This is a genomic window from Proteus genomosp. 6, from assembly GCF_040139785.1.
In the GTDB taxonomy this organism is placed as follows: domain Bacteria; phylum Pseudomonadota; class Gammaproteobacteria; order Enterobacterales; family Enterobacteriaceae; genus Proteus.
In genome coordinates this window covers 1-24,839 of record NZ_JBEEVJ010000007.1, presented here as the reverse complement: position 1 = coordinate 24,839, position 24,839 = coordinate 1, and the positions used below count along the sequence as shown (strand labels likewise).

At 38.7% G+C, this 24,839-nt stretch carries 25 protein-coding genes and 1 pseudogene; 17 read left to right on the top strand and 9 right to left on the bottom strand.

Going from position 1 to position 24,839, the window contains the following annotated elements; translation table 11 throughout:
- Positions 1–168: 168 nt before the first annotated feature.
- Positions 169–576: an OsmC family protein gene (locus tag ABN212_RS10370; protein ID WP_023583286.1), complete on the top strand. Its 408-nt coding sequence runs from the start codon at positions 169–171 to the stop codon at positions 574–576.
- An 89-nt stretch (positions 577–665) separates the two neighbouring features.
- Here ABN212_RS10370 and ABN212_RS10365 read toward each other — a convergent pair whose 3' ends face one another.
- From ABN212_RS10365 to ABN212_RS10355, 3 genes are all read right to left on the bottom strand, one after another.
- Entirely contained in the window at positions 666–1,535 is an 870-nt protein-coding gene (locus tag ABN212_RS10365) for a phosphoribulokinase (protein WP_198620045.1), read from the bottom strand.
- 65 nt (positions 1,536–1,600) lie between these two features.
- Positions 1,601–1,822 (bottom strand): YheU family protein, encoded by a 222-nt coding sequence (locus tag ABN212_RS10360; protein WP_023583288.1) that lies wholly within the window; start codon positions 1,820–1,822, stop codon positions 1,601–1,603.
- Entirely contained in the window at positions 1,819–2,799 is a 981-nt protein-coding gene (locus ABN212_RS10355) for a hydrolase (RefSeq protein WP_109374240.1), read from the bottom strand. Before ABN212_RS10355 ends, ABN212_RS10360 begins: the two co-directional genes overlap by 4 nt.
- 99 nt (positions 2,800–2,898) lie before the next feature.
- Between ABN212_RS10355 and ABN212_RS10350 the strand changes: the two genes are divergently transcribed.
- From ABN212_RS10350 to ABN212_RS10340, 3 genes are all read left to right on the top strand, one after another.
- A complete protein-coding gene (locus ABN212_RS10350; protein WP_349443195.1) occupies positions 2,899–3,504 on the top strand; it encodes a LysE family translocator in 606 nt (201 codons plus the stop codon).
- A 725-nt stretch (positions 3,505–4,229) separates the two neighbouring features.
- A complete protein-coding gene (locus ABN212_RS10345; RefSeq protein WP_349443194.1) occupies positions 4,230–5,090 on the top strand; it encodes an SIS domain-containing protein in 861 nt (286 codons plus the stop codon).
- A gap of 149 nt (positions 5,091–5,239) precedes the next feature.
- Complete coding sequence (locus tag ABN212_RS10340; protein WP_198620043.1) at positions 5,240–6,784, top strand: methyl-accepting chemotaxis protein; 1,545 nt, start codon at positions 5,240–5,242, stop codon at positions 6,782–6,784.
- A gap of 99 nt (positions 6,785–6,883) precedes the next feature.
- Here the strand turns inward: ABN212_RS10340 and ABN212_RS10335 are convergent, their stop codons facing one another.
- The 3 genes from ABN212_RS10335 to ABN212_RS10325 form a co-directional block, all read right to left on the bottom strand.
- The gene (locus tag ABN212_RS10335; protein ID WP_349443193.1) at positions 6,884–8,629 is read right to left on the bottom strand and encodes a methyl-accepting chemotaxis protein; all 1,746 of its coding nucleotides are present in this window, start codon (positions 8,627–8,629) and stop codon (positions 6,884–6,886) included.
- A 540-nt stretch (positions 8,630–9,169) separates the two neighbouring features.
- A complete protein-coding gene (locus tag ABN212_RS10330; RefSeq protein ID WP_198620041.1) occupies positions 9,170–10,858 on the bottom strand; it encodes a methyl-accepting chemotaxis protein in 1,689 nt (562 codons plus the stop codon).
- Positions 10,859–11,189: 331 nt separating this feature from the next.
- On the bottom strand, positions 11,190–13,124 hold the full coding sequence (locus tag ABN212_RS10325) for an ABC transporter ATP-binding protein (RefSeq protein ID WP_196534030.1): 1,935 nt from the start codon (positions 13,122–13,124) through the stop codon (positions 11,190–11,192).
- Between the two features lie 121 nt (positions 13,125–13,245).
- Here ABN212_RS10325 and kefG point away from each other — a divergent pair, with 121 nt between their 5' ends.
- The 4 genes from kefG (at position 13,246) to slyD (ending at position 16,594) form a co-directional block, all read left to right on the top strand.
- Entirely contained in the window at positions 13,246–13,797 is a 552-nt protein-coding gene (gene kefG / locus ABN212_RS10320; RefSeq protein WP_109374247.1) for a glutathione-regulated potassium-efflux system ancillary protein KefG, read from the top strand.
- Complete coding sequence (kefB, locus tag ABN212_RS10315) at positions 13,797–15,650, top strand: glutathione-regulated potassium-efflux system protein KefB (protein ID WP_198620040.1); 1,854 nt, start codon at positions 13,797–13,799, stop codon at positions 15,648–15,650. Before kefG ends, kefB begins: the two co-directional genes overlap by 1 nt.
- A 13-nt stretch (positions 15,651–15,663) precedes the next feature.
- Positions 15,664–15,867 (top strand): YheV family putative zinc ribbon protein, encoded by a 204-nt coding sequence (locus tag ABN212_RS10310; protein WP_349443192.1) that lies wholly within the window; start codon positions 15,664–15,666, stop codon positions 15,865–15,867.
- Between the two features lie 88 nt (positions 15,868–15,955).
- Complete coding sequence (slyD, locus tag ABN212_RS10305; protein ID WP_069369613.1) at positions 15,956–16,594, top strand: peptidylprolyl isomerase; 639 nt, start codon at positions 15,956–15,958, stop codon at positions 16,592–16,594.
- An 80-nt stretch (positions 16,595–16,674) separates the two neighbouring features.
- On the opposite strand, the gene ABN212_RS10300 is transcribed toward slyD, so the two are convergent.
- A complete protein-coding gene (locus tag ABN212_RS10300; RefSeq protein WP_023583298.1) occupies positions 16,675–16,893 on the bottom strand; it encodes a SlyX family protein in 219 nt (72 codons plus the stop codon).
- Between the two features lie 333 nt (positions 16,894–17,226).
- On the opposite strand from ABN212_RS10300, the gene fkpA reads away from it, so the two are divergent.
- Complete coding sequence (gene fkpA, locus ABN212_RS10295; protein WP_198626321.1) at positions 17,227–17,979, top strand: FKBP-type peptidyl-prolyl cis-trans isomerase; 753 nt, start codon at positions 17,227–17,229, stop codon at positions 17,977–17,979.
- 112 nt (positions 17,980–18,091) lie between these two features.
- On the opposite strand, the gene ABN212_RS10290 is transcribed toward fkpA, so the two are convergent.
- Together ABN212_RS10290 and ABN212_RS10285 are read right to left on the bottom strand one after the other, a co-directional pair.
- Positions 18,092–18,973 (bottom strand): DMT family transporter, encoded by an 882-nt coding sequence (locus ABN212_RS10290; RefSeq protein WP_198626322.1) that lies wholly within the window; start codon positions 18,971–18,973, stop codon positions 18,092–18,094.
- A 146-nt stretch (positions 18,974–19,119) separates the two neighbouring features.
- Positions 19,120–19,278, bottom strand: coding sequence for a hypothetical protein (locus tag ABN212_RS10285; protein WP_198620037.1), 159 nt, complete (start codon positions 19,276–19,278; stop codon positions 19,120–19,122).
- 347 nt (positions 19,279–19,625) lie between these two features.
- Between ABN212_RS10285 and ABN212_RS10280 the strand changes: the two genes are divergently transcribed.
- The 8 genes and pseudogenes from ABN212_RS10280 to ABN212_RS10245 form a co-directional block, all read left to right on the top strand.
- A complete protein-coding gene (locus ABN212_RS10280; protein ID WP_069369616.1) occupies positions 19,626–20,330 on the top strand; it encodes a helix-turn-helix transcriptional regulator in 705 nt (234 codons plus the stop codon).
- A gap of 9 nt (positions 20,331–20,339) precedes the next feature.
- Entirely contained in the window at positions 20,340–20,735 is a 396-nt protein-coding gene (gene tusD, locus ABN212_RS10275; RefSeq protein ID WP_109374252.1) for a sulfurtransferase complex subunit TusD, read from the top strand.
- Positions 20,735–21,103 (top strand): sulfurtransferase complex subunit TusC, encoded by a 369-nt coding sequence (gene tusC, locus ABN212_RS10270; RefSeq protein WP_198620036.1) that lies wholly within the window; start codon positions 20,735–20,737, stop codon positions 21,101–21,103. The genes tusD and tusC overlap by 1 nt, the downstream gene beginning before the upstream one ends.
- A gap of 31 nt (positions 21,104–21,134) precedes the next feature.
- Positions 21,135–21,428, top strand: a complete 294-nt coding sequence (gene tusB, locus ABN212_RS10265; protein WP_198620035.1) for a sulfurtransferase complex subunit TusB — start codon at positions 21,135–21,137, stop codon at positions 21,426–21,428.
- Positions 21,429–21,555: 127 nt separating this feature from the next.
- A complete protein-coding gene (gene rpsL, locus ABN212_RS10260) occupies positions 21,556–21,930 on the top strand; it encodes a 30S ribosomal protein S12 (protein WP_004236497.1) in 375 nt (124 codons plus the stop codon).
- Between the two features lie 99 nt (positions 21,931–22,029).
- A complete protein-coding gene (rpsG, locus tag ABN212_RS10255) occupies positions 22,030–22,500 on the top strand; it encodes a 30S ribosomal protein S7 (protein WP_004246897.1) in 471 nt (156 codons plus the stop codon).
- 78 nt (positions 22,501–22,578) lie between these two features.
- Complete coding sequence (fusA, locus tag ABN212_RS10250) at positions 22,579–24,693, top strand: elongation factor G (protein WP_198620034.1); 2,115 nt, start codon at positions 22,579–22,581, stop codon at positions 24,691–24,693.
- Positions 24,694–24,761: 68 nt separating this feature from the next.
- A pseudogene (locus ABN212_RS10245) lies at positions 24,762–24,839 on the top strand (GTP-binding protein); the annotation flags it as partial.

Sequence of the window (24,839 nt, the reverse complement as noted above, 5' to 3'; positions counted from 1 at the left end):
AAATAATGCATTGATCTTAACCACTATCATCAAGCAGATATTGTTTTTAACACAATTAGTGCATTAAGTCTCGTTTTACGCAGTCAGCATAATAAACCTATTTGCTAATTGCTAGTTGAATTATGAGAATGTACTCTTTTAGTTTCTGTCATCTTTAGGGGAAAATAAATGGAAGCGAGAGTTAAGTGGGTAGAAGATTTATCTTTTGTCGGTGAGTCTTCTTCTGGCCATCAAATCATGATGGATGGAAATTCAGGTGATAAAGCACCAAGCCCAATGGAAATGGTATTAATTGCTGCGGGTGGGTGTAGCGCTATTGATGTTGTGAGCATTTTACGTAAAGGTCGTCACCAAGTGACTGATTGTGAAGTGAAATTAACATCAGAAAGACGCGAAGAAGCCCCTCGTCTATTTACTGATATTAATTTACATTTTATTGTTTCAGGTAAAGAATTAACGGATAAAATCGTAGAACGAGCTGTTCAATTATCCGCAGAAAAATATTGTTCTGTTTCTTTAATGCTAGGAAAAGCAGCCAATATTACGCATTCATTTGAAATAAAAGATGCTGACTAATTTTGATATTTTAAAATAAAGTTTAATTCGAAAAATAATATCCCTTAATTAATGGGATATTATTTTTATAGAGATAAATTTTATTTTGGTTAACTTATCTTTTCGCCATTTAATAATTTTTTGACTAATGGCGCCATAATTAATTCCATCGCTAATCCTAATTTCCCGCCCGGTACAACAATAGTATTTATTGTTGACATAAATGAGCCATGCAACATCGCAAGCAAATAGGGAAAATCAATATCGGTTAAGCCTCGAAAACGAATAACAATAAAGCTTTCATCGAGAGTGGGGATTGCTTTGGCAGAAAAAGGGTTTGAAGTATCAACCGTTGGAACTCGTTGGAAGTTAATGTGAGTGCGTGAGAATTGAGGAATAATATAGCTAATATAATCATCCATTGAACGTACAACCGAATCTCTTACCGCCTCTTGTGAGTGTCCTCTTTCTGTGGTGTCTCGAATAAGCTTTTGTATCCACTCTAGGTTTACGATAGGGACAACACCCACTAGTAAATCAACATGTTGTGCGACATTGTGCTCATTGGTGACAACGCCCCCGTGTAACCCTTCATAAAAGAGAACATCGGTATTATTTGGCAAAGGCTCCCAAGGTGTAAATGTACCCGGTAATTGGTTGTAGGGAGTGGCTTCATCATAAGAGTGTAGATACTTGCGAGATTGGCCTTGTCCTGTATCACTATACTGACTTAAGGTCTTACTCAGTAAGCTAAAATCATTTGCTTCAGGGCCAAAATAACTGATATGTCTACCTTGTTCTCTGGCTTTTCTTATCGCCATATCCATTTCAGGACGGGTATAGCGATGGAAACTATCTCCATCAATCAATGCAGCATTTGCATTGAGTTGTTGGAATATCTTACGAAAAGCTTGGCTTGTTGTGGTAGTTCCTGCACCACTTGAGCCAGTCACTGCGATGATAGGATGCTTGATTGACATAGGTTATCCTTTTGCTAAATAAGGTTGGCCCTTATTGACGGCGATACATCGCTTGCTTTGAATAACTAACCAGAGCGAAACTGCGATGCCGGCATAATATTGACGCTCTCATGAAGTTCTGACCAAACCAATACGGCTTCACCGGATTTAAGTTGTTTTTTTACGTCGGCGACTTTTTGTTCAAGCGTTTTCTCTTGGATACCATAATCAGTGCCTTCTCGTAAAACAAAACTTTCAATAAGATTATCAAGTGTCTCTGTGGAAAGCTCATTCCAAGGAATTATCATTTGGTTTTCTCCAAATAAGCGGATAACCAGTCAGGTATTCGGCTTTCAAGCCACATCACGGGTTTAGACAGTTTTCCACTTACAAAACCGACATGCCCACCAAACTCGGTGAGTTGATATTCAATGTTATTTGGTAAGGTCGTGATATCAGGAATAACATCCGCAGACATAAAAGGATCATCTTTCGCGTGAATAATCAGTGTTGTTTTCTTTATTTTATTTAATAAAGGTAATGCACTGCATTGGCGATAATAATCCAACGCATCTTTAAACCCGTGAATTTTAGATGTGATAAGATCGTCAAATTGACGTAGTTTTTTAATGGATTTTATCGTCAATAAGCTGATTGGTAATGATTCAGGATAGCGAATAAGCTTGCGTGTCGCGTTATTTTTCAGCTCTTTTAACAGATACCATTGATAAAAACGAGAAAAGCCATGTTCAATTTTTGTTGAGCATGGTTCTAGCATCAATGGTGCAGAGACAATAACGGCAGCATCTACAACCGCATTTTCACCGCTTTCTGCGAGATAATAGGCAAGCATATTTCCACCAAGAGAGTAGCCAACGGCGGCTGTTGGTTGCTCACCAAATTCCTTTTTCAACCAATTTAAGAAGTAGCGAGCATCTTCCGTTTCACCTGAGTGATAAATGCGCTTTTGTCTATTGGGTTCACCACTACATCCTCTAAAGTGCATCACAACGCTTAGCCAGCCTCTCTCTTTTGCTGCGGCCAACATGCCGTGAGCATAAGGGCTACTAAATCCACCTTCTAAGCCATGAAAAATGACTAAGCGCGGTTTATTGAGTGCCGTTGTCGGATCTTCACTCCAGGCTAAATCGACAAAATCGTTGTCTGGGAGATTGAGTCGTTGCCAATGTGGTGTAAGTTGTGGCGTCCTACGTACAATTCTTGGTAAGAGCGTTTGTAAATGTGGATTTTTAGCCCAACGCATTGGATTAAAGTATTGAGACATATTTTCCGTCTATCAAAATGAATTAACACTTGTTTGCTAAATAACATACTGCTATTTTCGGTGAAAATAAAACATCTGTCACATCTTTGAGCACTTATAATGACAATTAGTCTGATTTCATCGTTAGCTATTTTCCTATTTATTGCTGCTATCACGCCTGGACCCAACAACTTATTGCTTACTTCATCAGGTGCTAATGTAGGTTTTAAAAGCTCATTAAAGCTGATGGCTGGCATTATGCTAGGTATGCAATGTGTTTTGCTGAGTTCTGCATTTGGTGTTGCCGCATTATTAATAATTTATCCTGCACTGCATATTGGATTGAAGGTAGTCGGGAGTGCGTATCTGCTTTGGCTTGCTTGGAAAACAGCAACATCATCTTATCAGCGTTTAGATATTCCAGCAAAAACGCCCCAAGCAGTAAGCTGGTTTCAAGGCGGATTATTGCAATTTCTAAATCCAAAAGCGTGGATGATGGGATTAGGTGCAGTAGGAAGCTTCAGTTTATCGGGCGATGCTTATTTTAGCTCTGTTATTGCTATTAGTATTGTTATGGTTATTGTTAATTTCGTTGCCGGTATTGTTTGGATATTAGGCGGAACATTAATTAGTCTATTTTTACAAAGCAGACAGTCTTGGTTTATTTTTAATATCTCGATGGGATTATTAACGGCACTTTGTGTACCTTCGATTTGGATAGGGTAAATTAAAAAACATTTATAAATCAATAGATAAATTAACTTTCTTGATTAAAGTGATGTTTTTTTAAGTTTGGTTGAAATGATCTTTTTGAATGTGTATCAAAAAAAGAGCATTAATCTATCAAAAGAGAGATCTGCGATCATCTGCCATCTTTATTATGTATGTTACAGTGTCAATCATATAAAAGGCTTATTGGTTTTGGGGTTTTACTCTTTTTAATATCCGTCTTTTTATTTAAATATGTTGTTTAACCTATTTTTATATCATTAAAAATAAAAATAATTCCGCTATGAAGGAATTATTTATTCCTTATTACTGTTTGTAATTAAAGGTTTTTTATTGTGTTAATGTTTTTAAAATGTGTTTTATATTGTCATTTAGTTAATTATTATGTTTAAAAACGCAATTTTGCTGAATATAAGTATATTCAGTTTATATCGTGTTGTTGACTAAGAAGAATAAATTATTATTTAAAATTGGAAAAAATTAAATTAAGTATTATAAAATATAGAGGTTAATGTGTGAGAGATTGAATAAAAAGAGTCAATATAACGTTATTATAAGAACAAGTATTTCGATAATAATATTACTTTTTTTATGATTTATTGTATCTCATATTTTGTTTCTAATTGATTTTATTCTAAAAACTTAATTACTTTAGGTATTAAACGTTTTATCAAAATTATTCCATATATAACTATATTGTACTCGAAGTGGATATTGTCATTATGCCAACATTAACGAAAATTGCGTGGATCAAGCCTGGTATAGCGACAAATCAACGTAAAATAGCGGATTATATTTTAGAGAACCCAGAAAAAACGGTCACTCTTTCATCACAGCAACTTGCTGAAACAATGGGTGTGAGTCAATCAGCTATTGTTAAATTTAGCCAAAAAATTGGATTCAAAGGTTTTCCTTCTTTGAAGCTTGCAATTAGCGAAGATCTTGGGCGAAAAAATGCAAATACTGGGCAGGATCCTAGCATATTACATAATCAGATTGGCTCTGAAGATAGCTTAGTTGTAATAGCTCAAAAACTTGCTCAAGAGAAGAATAATTCTATCAGTGATACCACTCGCCAAATTAATTACCTTCATTTTGAAAAGGTGATCCAGCTTATTGATGAAGCTCAGCGCGTTCAGATTATTGGTATTGGTGGTTCAGGGTTAGTCGCAAGAGACTTAAGTTATAAATTACAGAAAATAGGAATAACCACTCTGATTGAAACAGATCATCATGTTCAGATATCTGTTGCTCAAATGTTAAGTTCAAAGGATTTACAGATAGTTATTTCTTATAGTGGCAAAAGAAAAGATATGTTAGTTGCGGCCTCTGTGGCTAAAAAACAGGGAGCAAAAATCATTGCTATTACAGGAGAAAAACACTCTCCATTAGGAAGAATTTCTGATTATATATTAGAAACAATTGCGGATGAAGGTGAGTGGCGAAGCGCTTCAATCTCTTCACGTACAGCACAAAATACGATCACTGACCTTATTTTTATGGCGTTATTAAAGAAACGTGATGAGTGCGCGAAGATATTAGTGCTGAGTTCACAGGCATTAATTAATAGCCTTGATAATTAAAAATTTTGAACTGATTCAAAAAACTAATATTTAAATGTAGGTATTTACACTTATTACTAAAGTTATTCTCCTAACGGCCGAAACGATAGTTATTTAGGCAGTCTTTTTTTGTTGAGATATTTTAATTTCAATGTCGAGGAGAGTAACTAATGCGTAACAATCAACCGGTGACACAGCGAGAATACCCGGTATCTGAAAACGCAACACTGATGTCGACGACAGATCTTGATGGCAATATTATTTATGCCAACGAGGATTTCGTCGAAGCCAGTGGGTTTTCAGTCGAAGAGTTGGTGGGGAAACCCCATAATATTGTCCGGCATCCAGATATACCTCCAGAAGTCTTTAAGGATATGTGGAGAACTTTAAAGCAAGGCGAGGTTTGGACTGGGATCGTTAAAAATCGGCGTAAAAATGGGGATCACTATTGGGTAAGGGCAAACGTCACTCCTATTATACGTCAGGGTAAAATTCAAAGTTTTATGTCAGTAAGGACGGCGGCAAAAAAAGAGGAAATAGCACAAGCCTCAGCACTTTATGCCGCATTTAATCAAGGTAAATATCCTTCACACACGTTTTTAAAAGGCGCTTTTGTTTATAAAGGATGGCAACGTTGGCGCTCATGGAATCAAACAATTTCATTAAAAAAACGACTCCGTCTTTTTATCCTCTTACCCTTACCTTTTATGTTGTTAAGTGCATGGTTTGCAGGCTTATCAGGTAATGCGCTTTTTATTCATATCGCGATTTTGCTGATATTACTGATGGTTAATGAACGCGTTCTCTATTTTCAAATTGTTAAGCCAATTAGACTACTTAATGAGCAAGCGAATCGAGTTGCAACTGGCGATGAACATAATGTTACATATATAAATCGCATCGATGAAGTGGGCATGACACAGCGTTCAGTTAATCAATTAGGACGTATGTTCCGTTGGCTGGTTAGTGATGTGAGTCATCAAATTCATCAAGTCGATATCTCTTGTGATCAATTAGCCGCAGGTAATCGCGATCTGTATGTGAGAACAGAGCAAACCGCCAGCAATGTTGAAGCAACCGCTTCAACAATGAATGAATTAACCACGGCGGTAAGTAGTAATAGTGAAACGGCAGGGCAGGCAAACAATCTTTCTAATATCACTTGTGAGGCAGCGATAAAAGGAGGTAGTGCAATGGATAATATCGTTACTACAATGAATGATATTGCGAAAAGCTCTGATCGTATTAGTAATATCATTGGTGTTATTGATAGCATTGCCTTCCAAACGAATATCCTTGCACTTAATGCATCTGTAGAAGCGGCAAGAGCGGGTGAGCAAGGTCGAGGTTTCTCGGTAGTTGCAACAGAAGTAAGAGAATTGGCACAGCGTAGTGCCGAAGCAGCGAAAGAGATCAAAGCATTGATCAATGCCTCAAGTAGCAATATCAAAGTTGGTTCAAAGCAGGTCAATGAAACTGTCGGAACAATGGAAGATATTGTGGTACATGTTAAAAATGTGACCGATTTAATTGGTGAAATCAGTCTCGCATCCACAGAGCAAAGTGCAGGTTTAAAAGAGCTTGGTCGCGCTGTTGAAAAATTGGAATCGATTACGCATGAAAATGCGAATTATGTTTCGAAAGCTTCAATGATTTCAGGTGAAATGAAAGTACAAACTAACTACTTAGTTAGTGCAATCAATGTATTCCATTAATTTGTCATTATTTAAGAAGTAAAAGAAAAAGACACCTACTAAAAATAGGTGTCTTTGTGTTTATCTAAATCACGTTTTTATCATGATCAAATCAATGGATTAAAAGCTTGTCCAATCATCATCTTCATCGTTATTTACAGTTGCGGTTCCTTTTGCCGATTTTTTCTCTTTCACTTCATCTTTGACTGTATTTTTTATCTTCTCATTTTTTGTATGTAGTGATGTTTCAGATGAGAACGGTTTTTCTATGACTTTGTGTTGTGCCTTTTTATTGAACTGTTCACTTTCAGCCGTTTTAAACTGTTCAACGATTTGTTCAAGATTACCTGCTTCTTCAGTCAATAAGCTGGCAACAGAGGAAGATTGCTCAACCATCGCCGCATTTTGCTGTGTTGCCTTATCCATTTCAGTGACTGCAAGAGAGACTTGAGTAATGCCTCGAGTTTGTTCTTCTGATGCAGATAAAATTTCAGTCATTGAATCTTCAACATGTTTTACGGATGTCAGTATTTCGCACATAGAAATACTGACTTGCTCAACAAGATCATTACCATGACGAACACGGCTAATAGAGGCATCAATTAACTCTTTAATTTCCTTTGCAGCTTCGGCACTGCGTTGTGCTAATTCTCTTACTTCTGTTGCCACTACCGAGAAACCCCGACCTTGTTCACCTGCTCTGGCGGCTTCAACCGCAGCATTTAATGATAAGATATTGGTTTGAAAAGCGATGCTATTGATAACAGCAGTGATCTCACCAATTTTTTGTGAGCTATCAGCAATGTCAGTCATCGTTTTCACCATTCTATTGGTGACATCGCCCCCTTTACTGGCAATATTGGAAGTTTGGCTGATAAGGTGTGAAACTTCACGAGCACTTTCTGTATTATTTCTCACTGTTGCTGTGAGTTGTTCCATACTTGATGCTGTTTCTTCTAATGCGCTCGCTTGCTCTTCGGTACGACAAGAAAGATCGGTATTCCCTGCGGATAACTCTTGAACACCAGTATAAATATGATGACTTGTTCCTCGGATCGCATTCACAATTAATGACAGTTCGGTACGCATATATTGAATACCTGTAATTAATTGGTCGATTTCATTATTTCCTTTTGCTGTGACATCTTTATTTTCTAATAAATTTCCTTGTGAAATTTCCGACATATAATCGACAATTTGATTGATACGTAAAACAATATTTCGACGTATCCAAAGTACAACAAGGACAGTGAAAAGAATAAAAACAAACATAAAGACAAAAGCTAACACCAAGGTACGTTCATAATTACCTTGAGCTGCTTTTATTGCGTGAGTAACAACGTTATCACTGAGGTAATCTGTTGCTTCATAAAGGGATTGAGTGAAGCGTTCATTGGTATTATGTGCATAAAGAGATTGAAAACCGTAGTAATCGCGTATTTCTAGACATGATGCAAGTTGGTCAAGATCGTAAAGCACACGATTAAAGAGCTTTTTCATACTCTCTATTTTTTCGGGATCAAAATTAGCTTCTTCAGTAGCAGTGAAGTACTCGGTAATAATACGTATAACTTCTTGTTTTCTTTTTGGATAAGAGGAAAGAAAGTCAGAGATCTTATTTTCTGCAATATCGGGTGTGAGATGAGCGTCAAACATAACATTTAGCATATCTTCACGTAATTTATTTAACTCAGCATAACCATAATCCATCGTTTTTATCTGTTCAAAGCCATTTGTTAATTGTGAGATCCGCTTATTTGTTAAACTCGCGTCACGGATACTCATTGCACCAGAAAAAAGTTGAATGGCGCAAAACAGTATTAAGATAAACATTAAACCATTAGATATTTTTATTCGTTTCAGCATAGCCTTACCTATTTAATTGGTTTGTAGGACACACAGCAAGGAGCGATAACTATTTATCAATTAAACTTATTCGGCTCAATGTTTAAAAACTTTACCTTTTCTACTCTGTTTGATAGTAAAAACGACTTATATTTCTTTTTTTAGCTTTAATTGTCAGCTAATGGCTAAAATTTTCTAATGATTAATAGAAAAGACTATAAGTATATTAACTTACTTATTTTTTGTGTTAATTGTTAAAATATAAATATTAATAATGATTTATTAAGCATTAAAATGATAATAAGCAGTATTTTATTTTTATTTATCTTTTTGTCTTATGATAAGCACAATAAAATTATCGCTTTCATAAATACTCTTAATATTTCTTAAAAAATGCTTTTATTTCGTATGAAAAACGATCTGTTTTTTTGTGTTTATGTGCGGTGAGATCAGAAATACTCCCAGAAAAATGACTGGGAGTAGGGGGGGGTGAGGTTTTGTTATATGTTCTGGACTATTTTTTACACCGCTATCTCTCTCGATGTTGGGTGAGAAAGATAATTAAAAGCTTTCCCAATTATCGTCTGTTTCGTGATTATTGGTTTTGATTGTGGGGGTTTTAAGTGTTTCAGTGTCTTGCGATTTAGCTGAAAATGCGGGCAATTTAGCTTTAGCGGGTGCGACTTTTTCGTGTTCCACTTTAAATGTATTCACAATCGTATCCAACATACTTGCTTGTTCACTTAATGTGGCGGAAGCAGCCGTTGATTGTTCAACCATCGCCGCATTTTGCTGGGTTGCTTTATCCATCTCATTAACAGCAAGGCTGATTTGTGCAATACCACGCGTTTGCTCTTCTGATGCAGATAAAATTTCCTTCATCGAACCTGAAACATGATTAACAGATGTAACAATCTCCCCCATTGATAAACTAACTTGTTCGACGAGATCATTACCTTGTCTAACACGTAATATTGTCGATTCAATAAGCTCTTTGATCTCTTTCGCCGCTTCTGCACTGCGCTGTGCTAAGTTACGAACTTCACTGGCAACAACAGAGAAACCACGACCTTGTTCGCCCGCTCTTGCCGCTTCAACAGCAGCGTTAAGGGCTAATATATTGGTTTGGAAAGCAATATCATCAATAACCGCAGTGATTTCACCAATTTTTTGTGAGCGATCGGCAATGTCGGTCATTGTCATAACCATCTTATTACTATGCTCACCGCCTTGTACGGCAATATCAGCAGTGCTCATAACGAGCTCTGTTACTTCACGAGCGCTTTCCGTGTTATTACGAATAGTTGCGGTCATTTGCTCCATGCTGGATGCCGTTTCTTCTAATGCGCTGGCTTGCTCTTCAGTTCGGCTTGATAAGTCATTATTACCCGCAGCAATCTCTTGTACGCCAGTGTAAATAGTTGCACTAGTATTGCGAATAGAGCTTACCATCTCTTTTAATTGAGCACGCATTTGCTGTAAGCCAAGCATGAGCTGATCGATTTCAGTCTTACCTGAAATATCGCTATCAATGCGACTGACTAAATCACCTTTAGCAATCGTTTCTTGATAGGTGATCATTTGGTTAATGCGCACAATAATGTATTTGCGGATCCAAATAAGAACTAAGGTGGTAAAGATGAGGAAGATACCCATAAAGAGTGATGCTACCCACAACATGCTGTGGTAATTATCTTCTGCTTCAATGACTGAAGGGTTAACAACTTCATCGGTAATAAAGTCTGTGGCTTCATACAGGGAATTCGTGAAGTTAGTGTTTGCTGGGCTTTTTAAAATTAAACGAACCGCGTTAGTGTTACGTTCACTTAAATACTGCGCCAGTAAATCAAGATCAGCTCGGCTTTTTTGATAGAGCTGTTTGATTTGCGCCATACGTTGCTGATCGAAACCTGTTTGCGCAGATAGCTCAACATATTCATTCATCAATGCATCAACTTGCGCTTTACGTGCAGGCATAGTTTGCATAAATGCAGTGATATTCGCATCCTCGGCTTGAGGGTTTGAAATATAACTAAATGCTTGTGCAATAATATCAGTACGTAATGTATTCAACTCCGCATAGGTATTATCCATGGTACGTAGTTGATCGAAACTGTATGAAATTCTTTTAAGAGTATTTTGAGTCTGGTAGGCATCGTGAATGCTTTGTACTCCAGAAATGATCTGAATAATACAAAACAGAGTCAGGACACACATTAAACCTTGAGAGATTTTAATTCGTTTTAACATAACCCTACCTATTAGCTTTGCCTTTTCGTTGGTAAGTGGGAGGTCCACTTAGCAGAATGATTAATTCGGCTGGAATGTTAAAAACTTTAGCGTGAAAGAATTTATTTCCCTTACTTAATATAAATAGGTAGAAAATAAACGTTAGATGATTATTTTGATTGGGTTATTTTTAGATAGAGTGAGATTATGTTTTGTGTAAATCGTGCTATTGTAAAATGATATAAATACTGTAAGTGAAATGAATTGTATAAATTTTCAGAATGAATTGAAGAGCAAAAAGAAAGGAACTATTTCGCTTAAAATAGTTCCTTTTTTAATGAATCGGGTTGTATTACTGGGCTTCAAATGTGTTTGTCATTTCTTCCAGTGTTTCTTGTAACTCCATCCACTCCATTTCCACTTCTTCTAGTGCAGATTTCGCAACACCTTGTCGGCTTAAGCAATCAGAAAGCTCATTTTTACGGCTAGTATCATAAATACCACTATCAGAAAGAGCAGTTTCGATATCACTAAGTTCTTGGCTTAATTTATCCATCTTGCTTTCTAATGTTGTGAGTTTCTTGCGTAAAGGCTGGGTTTGTTGTCTAAACTCAGCTTCTTTACGTTTTTGCTCTTTTTTATCTTGAGCACTTAAATTGGTGGTTGTCGTAGTATTGTCGTTATCTTGTTGGCTTTTATTTGCCTGTGTCTCTTGACGATTTTGATCAACTAACCATTGTTGGTAATCATCAAGATCGCCATCAAATGGTTCAACTTGACCATCGTGTACAAGATAGAGATCGTCAGTGGTAGAGCGTAATAAATGCCTATCATGCGATACAACAACAATTGCCCCTTCAAAGCTAATTAGAGCTTGGGTTAGTGCTTGGCGCATATCTAAATCAAGGTGGTTTGTTGGTTCATCCATTAATAGCAAGTTAGGACGTTGCCAAACTAAGAGTGATAAGACTAAACGTGCCTTTTCACCGCCAGAAAATTGACCACAAGCATCCGTGACTTTATCGCCATGAAAACCGAAACCGCCCAAGTAATCACGTAGTTTTTGTTCAGTTTCTTTGGGCGCCAAACGAGCTAAATGCTGTAGTGCCGATTCATCAGAGCGTAAAAACTCCAATTGATGCTGGGCAAAATAACCAAGTTTAATGCCTTTAGAAAGAGCCAATTTCCCCTGTAACGGTTGAATTTCGCCTGCAAGTAATTTTATCAGTGTCGATTTACCTGCACCATTGCGCCCTAATAATCCAATGCGTGAGCCGGGAACTAAATTGAGTTTGATGTCATTAAGAATAACTTTTTCACCATAACCCGCGCTGACTTTCTCCATTGATAAAAGAGGATTAGGTAAGCTTTCAGGTTGGCGGAAACTAAATTGGAATGGGTTATCTGAATGTGCAGGAGCAACGCGTTCCATTCGTTCAAGCATTTTTACACGGCTTTGAGCTTGTTTTGCTTTTGTCGCTTTCGCTTTAAATCTATCTATAAAACTCTGTAAGTGTGCAATTTTGGCTTGTTGATTCTCAAACAAAGCTTGTTGTTGCGCGAGTTTGGTTGCACGCTGCATTTCAAATGAAGAGTAGTTACCTGAATATTCAAAGATTCTTTCTTGCTCAATATGCAAGATTTTATCCACGATCGGATCAAGAAAATCACGGTCATGGGAAATTAAAATAAGTGTGCCTGTGTAGCTTTTTAGCCATTTTTCTAGCCAAATTACAGCATCTAAATCTAAGTGGTTGGTAGGTTCATCGAGTAGCAGTAAATCAGATCGACAAATCAGCGCTTGTGCTAAGTTTAAACGCATCCTCCAGCCACCTGAAAATGATTTTACAGGTTCATTAAGTTGCTGTTGGCTAAAACCTAAACCATTCAGTAAGGTCGCTGCACGAGATTGTATTGTCCATGCATTAATTGCATCTAATTGCCCGTGTATCAGTGCAATAGCGTGACCATCGTTTATTTCGTTAGCTTTTTGTAATCGTTGTTCTAACTGACGGTATTCTCTATCACCATCAATAACATAATCAATAGCTGGTACATCAAGTGCAGGTGTTTCTTGGTTAACCCATGCCATTGACCATGTACTAGGATAGGTGACATTGCCTGCTTCAGCTTGAAGTTCACCTTTTAATAAAGAAAGTAATGTGGTTTTGCCACAGCCATTTTTACCAACTAGACCAATTTTTTGCCCTGGATTAATGGTTGCACTGGCATTGTCCAGTAACACTCTGACACCACGGCGAATTTGCAAAGAAGAAAAAACAATCATAAATATCGTCTATTAAGAGTATGTAAATTAATATATAGAGTAAGTTGTTCGTAACTGTTGGTCACAATGCGTGCATGGTAACGGAAAAAATGGTTTCTGACACGTTTTGTAAGGAGGAATGATGTCAAACGCATCAAATGTATTACTGGTGTATGTTCATCCCGAACCGCGCCAATCAATCGCCAATAAAGCGTTATTAAATGCGGTGAGGGATTTAGAGAATATAACTATCCATGATTTATATGCTATTTATCCTGATTTTTTTATTGATATACACCATGAACAATCTTTGCTGTGTAAACATCAAGTGATCGTTTTTCAATTTCCATTGCAAACATATAGTTGCCCTGCGTTATTAAAAGAGTGGCAAGATAGAGTGTTAACTCGCCCATTTGCTAACAAAGCAGGTAGAGCACAATTAAAGGGTAAGTCATTTCGTTGTGTTATTACAACGGGAGAGCCTGAGCAGGCTTATCAACATGATGGGAAAAATCACTACACACTCACAGAATTATTACGCCCCTTTGAATTAATGGCAGAAATGTGTGGTATGCGCTGGTTATCACCAATGATTGTGTATTCAGCAAGACAACAATCTAAAACAACACTGACTCATATCAGTGAAGCTTATCGCCATTGGTTAAGTGCGCCACTTGAAGGGGAGCAAGCTTAATGGAAGATAATTGGATGATTAAAGCTGTGCTCTTTTTCCTGTGTGCGGCCGTGGTTATGGTGCCTATTGCACAGCGCCTTAAAATTGGTGCGGTACTCGGTTATTTAATTGCTGGTATTGCCATTGGTCCTTGGGGTTTAGGGCTGTTTAAAGATGTCGATAACATCTTACATTTTGCTGAATTAGGTGTGGTCTTTTTAATGTTCCTTATTGGTTTGGAATTAAATCCAGCCAAATTATGGGAATTGAGGCGTGCCATTTTTGGTGTTGGTTCAATGCAGGTGGTATTAACCGCCTCTATTTTTTCAGGACTCATTCTCGTTTTCACTTCTTTCTCGTGGCAGGCAGCCGTTATTGGTGGATTAGGTATTGCGATGTCTTCTACTGCGATGGCATTGCAACTTATGAACGAGAAAGGAATGAACCATAATGAAGGTGGGCAATTAGGTTTTGCTGTTTTACTTTTCCAAGATATGGCGGTTATTCCTATCCTTGCCGTTATTCCTTTGTTAGCCGGAGAAACGGCAAGCAGTGATTGGTATCGTATTGGCGTGAAGGTGGCTGCTTTTGCTGGGTTACTGATTTGTGGTCGTTATTTATTACGCCCATTCTTACGCTTAGTTGTGAAATCAGGCGTAAGAGAAGTTTTTACAGCTGCTGCGTTACTTGTGGTATTGGGTGCTGCTATTTTTATGGAAACCCTAGGCTTTTCAATGGCTATGGGAACCTTTATTGCGGGAGTGTTATTGGCAGATTCAGAATATCGACATGAATTAGAGATCTCCATTGAACCTTTTAAAGGTCTACTTTTAGGACTATTTTTTATCTCTGTTGGTATGTCTTTAGATATCGGCATCTTATGGCGTTATCTTCCACAAGTATTATTGGGCGTCTTAGTTCTGGTTATTGTGAAAGCGTTGATACTTTATAGTATTGCTTGGTTAGCTAGATTGCGCTTTTCCACGCGTTTACAATTCTCAGCGGTGTTAAGCCAAGGTGGGGAATTTGCGTTTGTTGTTTTCTCAACATCTATGGCAATGGGCGTATTAGATAGTCAGCAAATGGCGTTATTGTTGGTTGTTGTCACACTTTCTATGATGACAACACCTCTTGTGATGCAAATGACAGACGCTGTGTTTGCTCGTCGTTATAATGAAGCTAAAACGGACGAACAGCCCTTTGTTGAAAATAACCACCCAGAGGTCATTCTTGTTGGATTTGGTCGAATGGGGCAGGTTGTAGGGCGCTTATTAATGGCGAATAAGATTAATGTCACGGTATTAGAGCATGATGTCGGAAGCATAAGCACCATGCGTAAATATGGCTATAAAGTTTATTACGGTGATGCAACTGATCTCAATCTATTGCGCGCTGCTGGTGCTGAGCATGCTAAAACTATTGTTATCACCTGCAATGAGCCCGAAGCTACGATGGAAATCGTTCATCTTTGCCAACACCATTTTCCTAATTTGCATATTATTGCAAGGGCAAGAGGGCGTGTTGAAGCTCATGAGTTGCTCAAAGCGGGTGTGACAGATTTTAGTCGTGAAACATTTTCTAGCGCCTTAGAATTAGGACGTAAAACGTTAATTGAATTAGGCATGCATCCTCATCAAGCTTATCGGGCACAACAGCATTTCCGTCGTCTGGATATTAACTTATTGAGAAAGCTGGTGGATGAATCTCCTGAAGAAGTCTCTAACGTTTCACGAGTGAAAGAAGCGAGACGAGAACTTGAGGAGCTCTTTAGTGAAGAAATTCGTCAAGAGCACCATCAGCCTGATATTTGGGATGAATCTTTAACAGAAGATATTCCTCAAATGCATAAAGAAAAAAAATCTATTGATAAATAGGAGAATTGACCCCATGTCTGCAACCCGTAAACGCTTTATCGCAGGAGCCGTGTGTCCACACTGTAAAGCTCAAGATACACTCAAAATGTGGCGTGAAGATAAAGTGGATATTGTGGAATGTGCAAAATGTGGCCACCAGCAACGGCAAACAGGGGGTGAAGTTAACTCACTTGTTCGTGAAAATGAACAAGTCATTGGGATCTTTACACCACAATAATTGTAGGTTTTTTGATATAACCCGATACAGAAGATTTATTTTTCGTTACAATCGGGAAAATTTTGCCCACGGGTATGTAGGAGATGTCATGAAAGTAGCAAACGACTTGGTAGTTAGTCTGGCTTATCAAGTAAGATCAGAAGACGGTGTTTTAGTTGATGAGTCCACGGTGAGCGCACCGTTAGACTATCTGCATGGCCGTGGTTCTTTAATCAGTGGTTTAGAAAATGCATTAACAGGTCGCGAAGTCGGTGAAAAATTCGACGTAGAAGTTGCTTCTGATGATGCATATGGTCAATACGACGAAAACTTAGTTCAACGCGTACCGAAAGATGTTTTTGTGGGTGTTGATGAGTTAGAAGTTGGCATGCGTTTTCTTGCTGATACCGATCAAGGTCCAGTACCAGTAGAAATCACAGGTATTGAAGGTGACGAAGTTATCGTTGATGGTAACCACATGTTAGCAGGTCAAAACCTGAAGTTTCATGTTGAAATCGTTGCAATTCGTGAAGCGACTGAAGAAGAATTAGCTCACGGTCACGTACACGGTGAAGAAGAAGAGCACGAATGTTGTGGTGGCCACGGTCACGGTGAAGAAGGCGGATGCTGTGGCGGTGGTCACGGTCATGGTCATTCACACGGTGAAGAAGGTGGATGCTGCGGTGGTGGCGGTCATGGTCACGGTGGTCACGGTCACGGCAATGGCGGTTGTGGTTGCCAGCACTAATCTTTTTTTGAAAAGATCAAAAGGAGCGTTTAAGCGCTCCTTTTTTGTTTTCATTTTTGATATTAACAGCGAATGGCGACTTAATAGTGAGGTGGGGGCGTTTCATCCTCGGGTCTAGCAAGTATTGAGGTTTGAGAATTTTTTAGGCGCTCAGAAACAATTTTTAAGGCTTCTTTAAAGCGGCTGATTTCAATTTGCTGCTGTGTGACCACCTGATTTAATTCTTCAATAGTCGCGTCTTGGAAAGCAACTTTGCTTTCTAATTGAATGAGCAATCGCTCTACTTCCTTAATATCCATTGTGTTTTTCCTCCTTTAAAATGTCTTATTACGACGAATATGATTAACAAACTCGTAAAATTTAATCTTATTTACTGATATATACACAGGAAGACATAAATCTGGTTTGAGATAAAAGACTATTTTGCTAATGTGATAGCACTCTGTGCTGACAAAAATCCTAACATTAACTGTTAAGAGTGTCGGCAAATTTTTTAAATTCATATAAAATTGCTACCCGCGGATGAGTATATACCGCAACGACAGCAAGAAGTGATGCAAAATGTTTTGGCGAAGATCTATGATGATCGTTTGCAAAACGTAGCGACTCACTAACATATACTGGAGAATGGGATGAAATCTTTATTAAAAACGACGTTGCTGGCAACCAGTTTAGCTTTCGCATTCAGTGCACCTCATGCATTCGCTGAAGAAGCAGCTGCTAAAGTGCCAACACTAAATAGCGCATTTAAAACTCAAAATGAGCAAAATGCCTATGCGTTAGGCGCGTCGATGGGTCGCTATATGGAAGCTGCATTACAAGAACAAAAAAATATTGGTATTACTTTAGATTCTAAACAACTGTTAGCAGGTGTTCAGGATGCATTTAATAGTAAATCAAAATTATCAGACTCTGAAATTGAATTAACGTTAGCTGCTTTTGAAGATCAAGTCCGTACTGCTGCAACAGCAAAAATGGAAAAAGAAGCGACTGAGAATAAAACTGCGGGTGATAAATTCCGTACAGAGTTTGCTGCGGAAAAAGGTGTGGTAAAAACCAAATCAGGTTTACTGTATTTAGTTGAAAATCCTGGTAAAGGTAAGACACCAACAGATGCTGATCGCGTTACTGTAAACTACAAAGGCATGCTGATTGATGGTAAACAATTTGATAGCTCTTATGATCGTAACGAACCTCTGACAATTAGCCTGAAAAGCGTTATTCCTGGCTGGACTGAAGGTATGAAGTACATCAAAGAAGGCGGTAAAATCAAGTTAGTTATTCCACCAGAATTAGGCTACGGACAACGTGCAACAAGTGGTATTCCAGCTAACTCAACATTAGTCTTTGAAGTTGAATTACTGAGTGTTGAAAGCGATAAGTAATTTACTTATCTCTAAATATCACTAAAAAAATGCTGACATTGATGTCAGCATTTTTATTTCTAATGTATAGCTCACCACTTATTAATGCATAGTGCGCATAGTGAACATAGAGTTAGTCTACTGTCTCTTCTATAATAATGGTTTTGGGCTTTTTAAAAACAAACAGTAAGCCCACAATGATTGCACCCATTCCCGCTAAACTCAGCCAAGACATTTTATTACCTAAGAAGATGTAATCCATCAATGCTGTCACGCCAGGGACTAAATAAAATAAGCTCGTGACGTTAACTAAATTACCTGTTGTGAGTAAGCGGTATAGTAGTAGTTGAGCAACAACAGAAATAATCACGGCAAGCCAAAGCACAGGAATGACAAAGCCAATGTCGAATGAGGCGTGAAAAGGCTGGAATGGCACAAATAACAAGCACAATACAAGGCTAACAACATATTGTAGCGGTAGGGCATCCATTGGTGCTAATTGCAGTTTTTTCTGTGAGATTGCACCGAAGCTCATACAAAGTAGTGCAACTAACGCGTAAATCATTCCCGTTAATGAAAGGGCTGTATTAAATAGACTTTGGGCAACCACTAACACTAATCCTGCCAGGGCGATTAAAAGCCCTAATAGCCGTGTCGCGGTAAAATTACGTTCTATTATCCATAGTGTAATAATCGGCTGAACGCCCATAATTGTGGCTAACATTCCTGGTGTAATGCTATTAGCGAGTGCTAAAAGATAACAGATGGAATAACCACCAATAATCAATAAGCCGACCCATGCCGTTTTTAAACGACTTCCTTTTGGTGGCAAAAAGCGATGGCGTTGAATACACAAAAAAGAGAGAAATGCTAAAGCGATAATAAAGCGCCAAGTTAAAATAGCAAATGAGCTACCATTATCTAATCCCCAGCGAGAAAAAATAGCACCACTGCTCCATAATAAAACGAATAATGTCGTCGGGCCGAATTTTGCCCAATATTGACCTAAGTACATGATGATATACCTGTAAAACAAGCAATAAGAGAGCTTGATTATTTTTAATGATTATTAGCGAATTGATAAAGTATCAATGAATAAACGTAAATAACATATCATTATATAGATGTTGGTTAAGTAGGTTCTTAAGCTAAGCAAGTTAATCAAGCGATGTGAGTTGCAACAACAACCGTTGTATTGACTACAACCACTTTCACAGGCGGAGGTGGTGAAGCGAGGATCTCAATAGGTATAGAAGCAACAGAAATTAATCCTATTATTGATGAAGTTTGCTGAGATTGGCATATCATCAGTATATTCATGGGATTAATCACTCGTTAAAATAACAATGATTTGGAATATAGGTAATCTATTCAATAGTGTCAATTTTTATCCTAACCACACCTAAGAAGGGAAGTTTGCAAAAATAAAAGGTGGGAATGAGTACAAAATATAAAGAAAAATGAAAAAAGCTGTGACCTATCACAAAGCTCTTATTCTAAGTCACTTGACGTAGATCTTCTGGCGATCTAACGTCAGAATTGTTCTTAATTCTGTTTTTATATTTAAATTTTTTTAATATTGAATTGATCCGCAATGACGAATCGTTATAAAAAATAGAACCTCAAGTCATTATCATAATTAAAGCCTTTAAGGATTATATAATCAAATGTCTAGCCCGTTATTTAATGGTGACAGCAGCGAGTTTGAAAAACTAGATAGCCGACCTTTTACTCAAACTGATCACGAAGTACTAAAGTCCTATGAAGCTGCCGTGGATGGTTTGGCAATGCTCATCGGCAATCATTGCGAAATCGTATTGCACTCTCTGGAAGATTTGAAATGTTCAGCGGTTAAAATCGCGAATGGAGAACATACTGGTCGTAAGATTGGTTCTCCAATTACCGATTTGGCATTACAAATGTTACATGACATCACAGATGAAGATTCAAGTTTTTCAAAGGCTTATTTTACTAGGGCAAAAAGTGGTGCATTGATGAAGTCAATCACGATTGCCATTCGTAATCGTGAACGTCGTGTCATTGGTTTATTGTGTATTAATATGAACCTTGATGTTCCATTCTCTGAAATAATCAAAACCTTTATTCCTGAAGAAACACATGAAGTTGCATCGGATGTTAACTTTGCCTCATCTGTTGATGATTTAGTGGCTCAAACATTAGAGTTCACGATTGAAGAAGTAAATAATGATCGTGAAGTCGCGAATAATGCCAAGAATAAACAAGTCGTGTTAAGCCTTTATGAGAAAGGTATTTTTGATATTAAAGATGCCATTAATCAGGTTGCAGACCGCTTAAATATCTCAAAACATACTGTGTATCTCTATATTCGCCAGTTTAAAAATGGAGAATAAGGCAACATTATGAGTTCCTTGACATATTGTTTAGTGGTTACAGGGCCTCATTACGGAACTGAACAAGCTTCAAGTGCCTATTTATTCGCCAATGCCCTTATTGAAAAAGGGCATCAGATTGCACAAATCTTCTTCTATCGGGAAGGTGTTGTGAACGCCAATAAATTGGTATCGCCTGCAAATGATGAATTTGATCTTCCTAAAGCGTGGGTTACCTTGGCGAAAAAACATCAAATCCCCTTGCATGTTTGTGTTGCTGCCGCATTACGTAGAGGAATTATCGATGAGCAGCAGGCCAAAGAGCAGGAAATGGATAGCTATAACATGGCGCCCGAATTTGAGTTAAGTGGTTTGGGTTCACTGGCTCAAGCGATGTTGACCTGTTCCCGAGTGGTGCAATTTTAATGAAGAAAATGAATTCGATCGCATTCCTTTTTACTCAAGCACCTCATGGTAATAGTGCAGGGCGAGAAGGTTTAGATGCATTACTCGCAACCTCTGCATTAACAGAAGATATTGGTGTTTTTTTTATCTCTGATGGTGTGTTTCAACTCGTTGAAAATCAACAGCCTGAAGGGATTTTGTCACGTCATCATGCTGCAACATTTAAAGTGCTACCCTTGTATGATGTGACAAACGTCTATATATCACAGAAAGACATGGCTCATCGTGGATTATCCTCTCAAACTTCTTTTGTGTTGGATGCACAGGTGATATCCCAACAAGATATTACTCAAAAATTGAGTGAATATGATGTGGTATTGCGCTTTTAATACAGAAGTTAGTCAGGAAGGTTGAACGGTTATGTTGTATACTTATTCTGTCTCTATTTATCAAAGTGATTTAGAGGCTTTTTTATCTTTATTGACAAAAGAAGATGATGTTTTGTTAATACAAGATGGTGTACTGGCAGTCCTTGAAGACAATCCCTTATTAAAACATTGTCTTCAACAGCAAATTTCAGTTTACGCATTAATTGATGATGTTTTGGCAAGAGGCTTAAAAGATCAAGTATCTCATCATATTAAACTCATCAATTATAGTGATTTTGTCGATTTAACGGTAAAACACCCCCAACAAATTCATTGGGGAGCGTAGAATTGCTGTATAATTCTTGACACATGAGCCCGTCAGCAATAAAATTCTGCGTCCTCATGTTTTGTCTTGTTGACAAGACAGAGTTCAAATCCGTGTTTACGAAGCAAAAACCAGGAGCTTTTTTTAAATGGCAACTATTAATCAGCTGGTACGCAAATCTCGTAGCTCGAAAGTTGTTAAAAGCAACGTTCCAGCTCTGGAAGCTTGCCCGCAAAAACGTGGCGTATGTACTCGTGTATATACTACCACTCCAAAAAAACCAAACTCAGCACTGCGTAAAGTATGCCGTGTGCGTTTGACTAACGGTTTCGAAGTTTCTTCCTACATCGGTGGTGAAGGCCACAACTTGCAGGAGCACTCCGTAATCTTAATCCGTGGTGGTCGTGTTAAAGACTTACCAGGTGTGCGTTACCACACTGTTCGCGGCGCGCTGGACTGTTCTGGTGTTAAAGACCGTAAACAAGCTCGTTCTAAGTACGGTGTGAAGAAGCCAAAGGCTTAATGGTTCTCCGTTAAGTAAGGCCAAACATTTTTTCACAAATAATGTCAAAATAAACTCATTGAGTTTTGGACAACCCTGAATTTTAAACGGAGTATTTCCATGCCACGTCGTCGTGTAATTGGTCAACGTAAAATTCTGCCAGATCCTAAGTTCGGATCAGAACTGCTGGCTAAATTTGTAAACATTCTGATGGTAGACGGTAAAAAATCTACTGCAGAATCTATCGTATATAATGCGCTTGAGACCCTGGCTCAGCGTTCAGGCAAAACTGAACTGGAAGCGTTCGAAATCGCATTAGATAACGTACGTCCTACTGTGGAAGTTAAATCCCGCCGTGTTGGTGGTTCAACTTACCAAGTTCCAGTTGAAGTACGCCCAGTTCGTCGTAATGCATTAGCAATGCGTTGGATTGTTGAAGCTGCTCGTAAACGCGGTGATAAATCCATGGCTCTTCGCCTGGCAAATGAATTATCTGATGCGGCTGAAAACAAAGGCGCTGCTGTTAAGAAACGTGAAGACGTTCACCGTATGGCAGATGCAAACAAGGCGTTCGCACACTACCGTTGGTAATCCACGGAGTATTGCAACTCTTTTCAGGACAGCTCTGCTGTCCTTTACCTGAATTGAACGCCCACGAGAGAGGAAAAAATGGCTCGTCAAACCCCCATAGCACGCTACCGTAATATCGGTATCAGTGCGCACATCGATGCCGGTAAAACCACTACAAGTGAACGTATTCTGTTTTATACCGGTGTAAACCATAAAATTGGTGAAACTCACGAAGGTTCAGCAACAATGGACTGGATGGAGCAGGAGCAGGAACGTGGTATTACTATCACATCCGCAGCAACTACTGCATTCTGGTCTGGTATGGCTAAACAGTTCGAGCCTCACCGTGTAAACATCATCGACACCCCAGGTCACGTTGACTTCACAATCGAAGTAGAACGTTCTATGCGTGTTCTTGATGGCGCGGTTATGGTTTACTGTGCAGTTGGTGGTGTTCAGCCTCAGTCAGAAACAGTATGGCGCCAGGCTAACAAATATCATGTACCACGTATCGCGTTCGTTAACAAAATGGACCGTATGGGTGCAAACTTCCTGCGTGTTGTTGAACAAATCAAAACACGTCTGGCAGCAAACCCAGTTCCACTGCAAATCCCAGTAGGCGCTGAAGAAGATTTCACCGGTGTTGTTGACTTAATTAAAATGAAAGCAATCCGTTGGAATGAAGAAGACCAAGGTGTTACTTTCGAATACGAAGACATTCCTGCAAATCTGCAAGATTTAGCTGAAGAATGGCACAACAACCTGGTTGAATCTGCTGCTGAAGCATCAGAAGAACTGATGGACAAATATCTGGGCGGTGAAGAACTGACAGAAGCAGAAATTAAAGCTGCTCTGCGTAAACGCGTTCTAGATAACGAAATTATCCTGGTTACCTGTGGTTCTGCATTTAAGAACAAAGGTGTTCAGGCAATGCTGGATGCGGTAATTGAATACCTGCCAGCACCAACAGATGTACCTGCAATCAAGGGTATCTTACCAGACGGTAAAGATACTCCAGCAGAACGTCATTCAAGCGACGAAGAGCCATTCTCATCTCTGGCATTCAAAATCGCAACTGACCCATTTGTTGGTAACTTAACATTCTTCCGTGTGTACTCTGGTGTGATTAACTCAGGTGACACAGTTCTGAACCCGGTTAAAGACAAAAAAGAACGTTTTGGCCGTATTGTTCAGATGCATGCTAATAAGCGTGAAGAAATTAAAGAAGTTCGTGCGGGCGACATCGCTGCTGCTATCGGTCTGAAAGACGTAACTACTGGTGATACTCTGTGTGCGATTGATGCACCAATCATCTTAGAACGTATGGAATTCCCAGAGCCAGTGATCTCTGTTGCTATCGAACCTAAGACTAAAGTTGACCAAGAAAAAATGGGTATCGCTCTGAACCGTCTGGCTCAAGAAGATCCATCTTTCCGCGTATCAAGCGACGAAGAAACTGGTCAAACTATCATTGCTGGTATGGGTGAACTGCACTTAGACGTGTTAGTTGACCGTATGCGTCGTGAATTTAAAGTTGAAGCGAACGTAGGTAAACCACAGGTTGCTTACCGTGAAACTATTCGTGATACAGTAACTGATATCGAAGGTAAGCACGCGAAACAATCTGGTGGTCGTGGTCAGTATGGTCATGTTGTTATCGACCTGTCTCCATTACCAGCAGGTGGTGAAGAGAACTACGTATTTATCAACGATATCGTTGGTGGTGTAATTCCTAAAGAATTCATCCCAGCTGTTGATAAAGGTATTCAAGAACAGCTGAAATCTGGTCCATTAGCAGGTTACCCTGTTGTGGATATTCAGGCTCGTTTACATTATGGTTCTTACCATGATGTTGACTCCTCAGAAATCGCGTTTAAAATTGCCGCATCAATGGCATTTAAAGACGGCTTCATGAAAGCTAAGCCAATTCTGCTTGAGCCAGTCATGAAAGTTGAGATTGAAACGCCAGAAGATTACATGGGCGACGTTATCGGTGACTTAAACCGTCGTCGTGGTATGGTTGAAGGTATGGACGATCTGCCTACCGGTAAGATCATCCGTGCTCAAGTACCACTGGCTGAGATGTTCGGTTATGCAACTGACCTGCGTTCACAAACTCAGGGTCGTGCTTCTTACTCTATGGAGTTCTTGAAGTACAACGAAGCGCCTAGCAACGTCGCTCAGGCTATTATCGAAGCTCGTAAAGCGAAATAAGATCCTTTCGAGTTCAATTTAGTTTACGCTCCCTCTATATTGAGGGAGCGATATTAAGGAATATAGTCGTGTCTAAAGAAAAATTTGAACGTTCAAAACCGCACGTTAACGTTGGTACTATCGGCCACGTTGACCACGGTAAAACA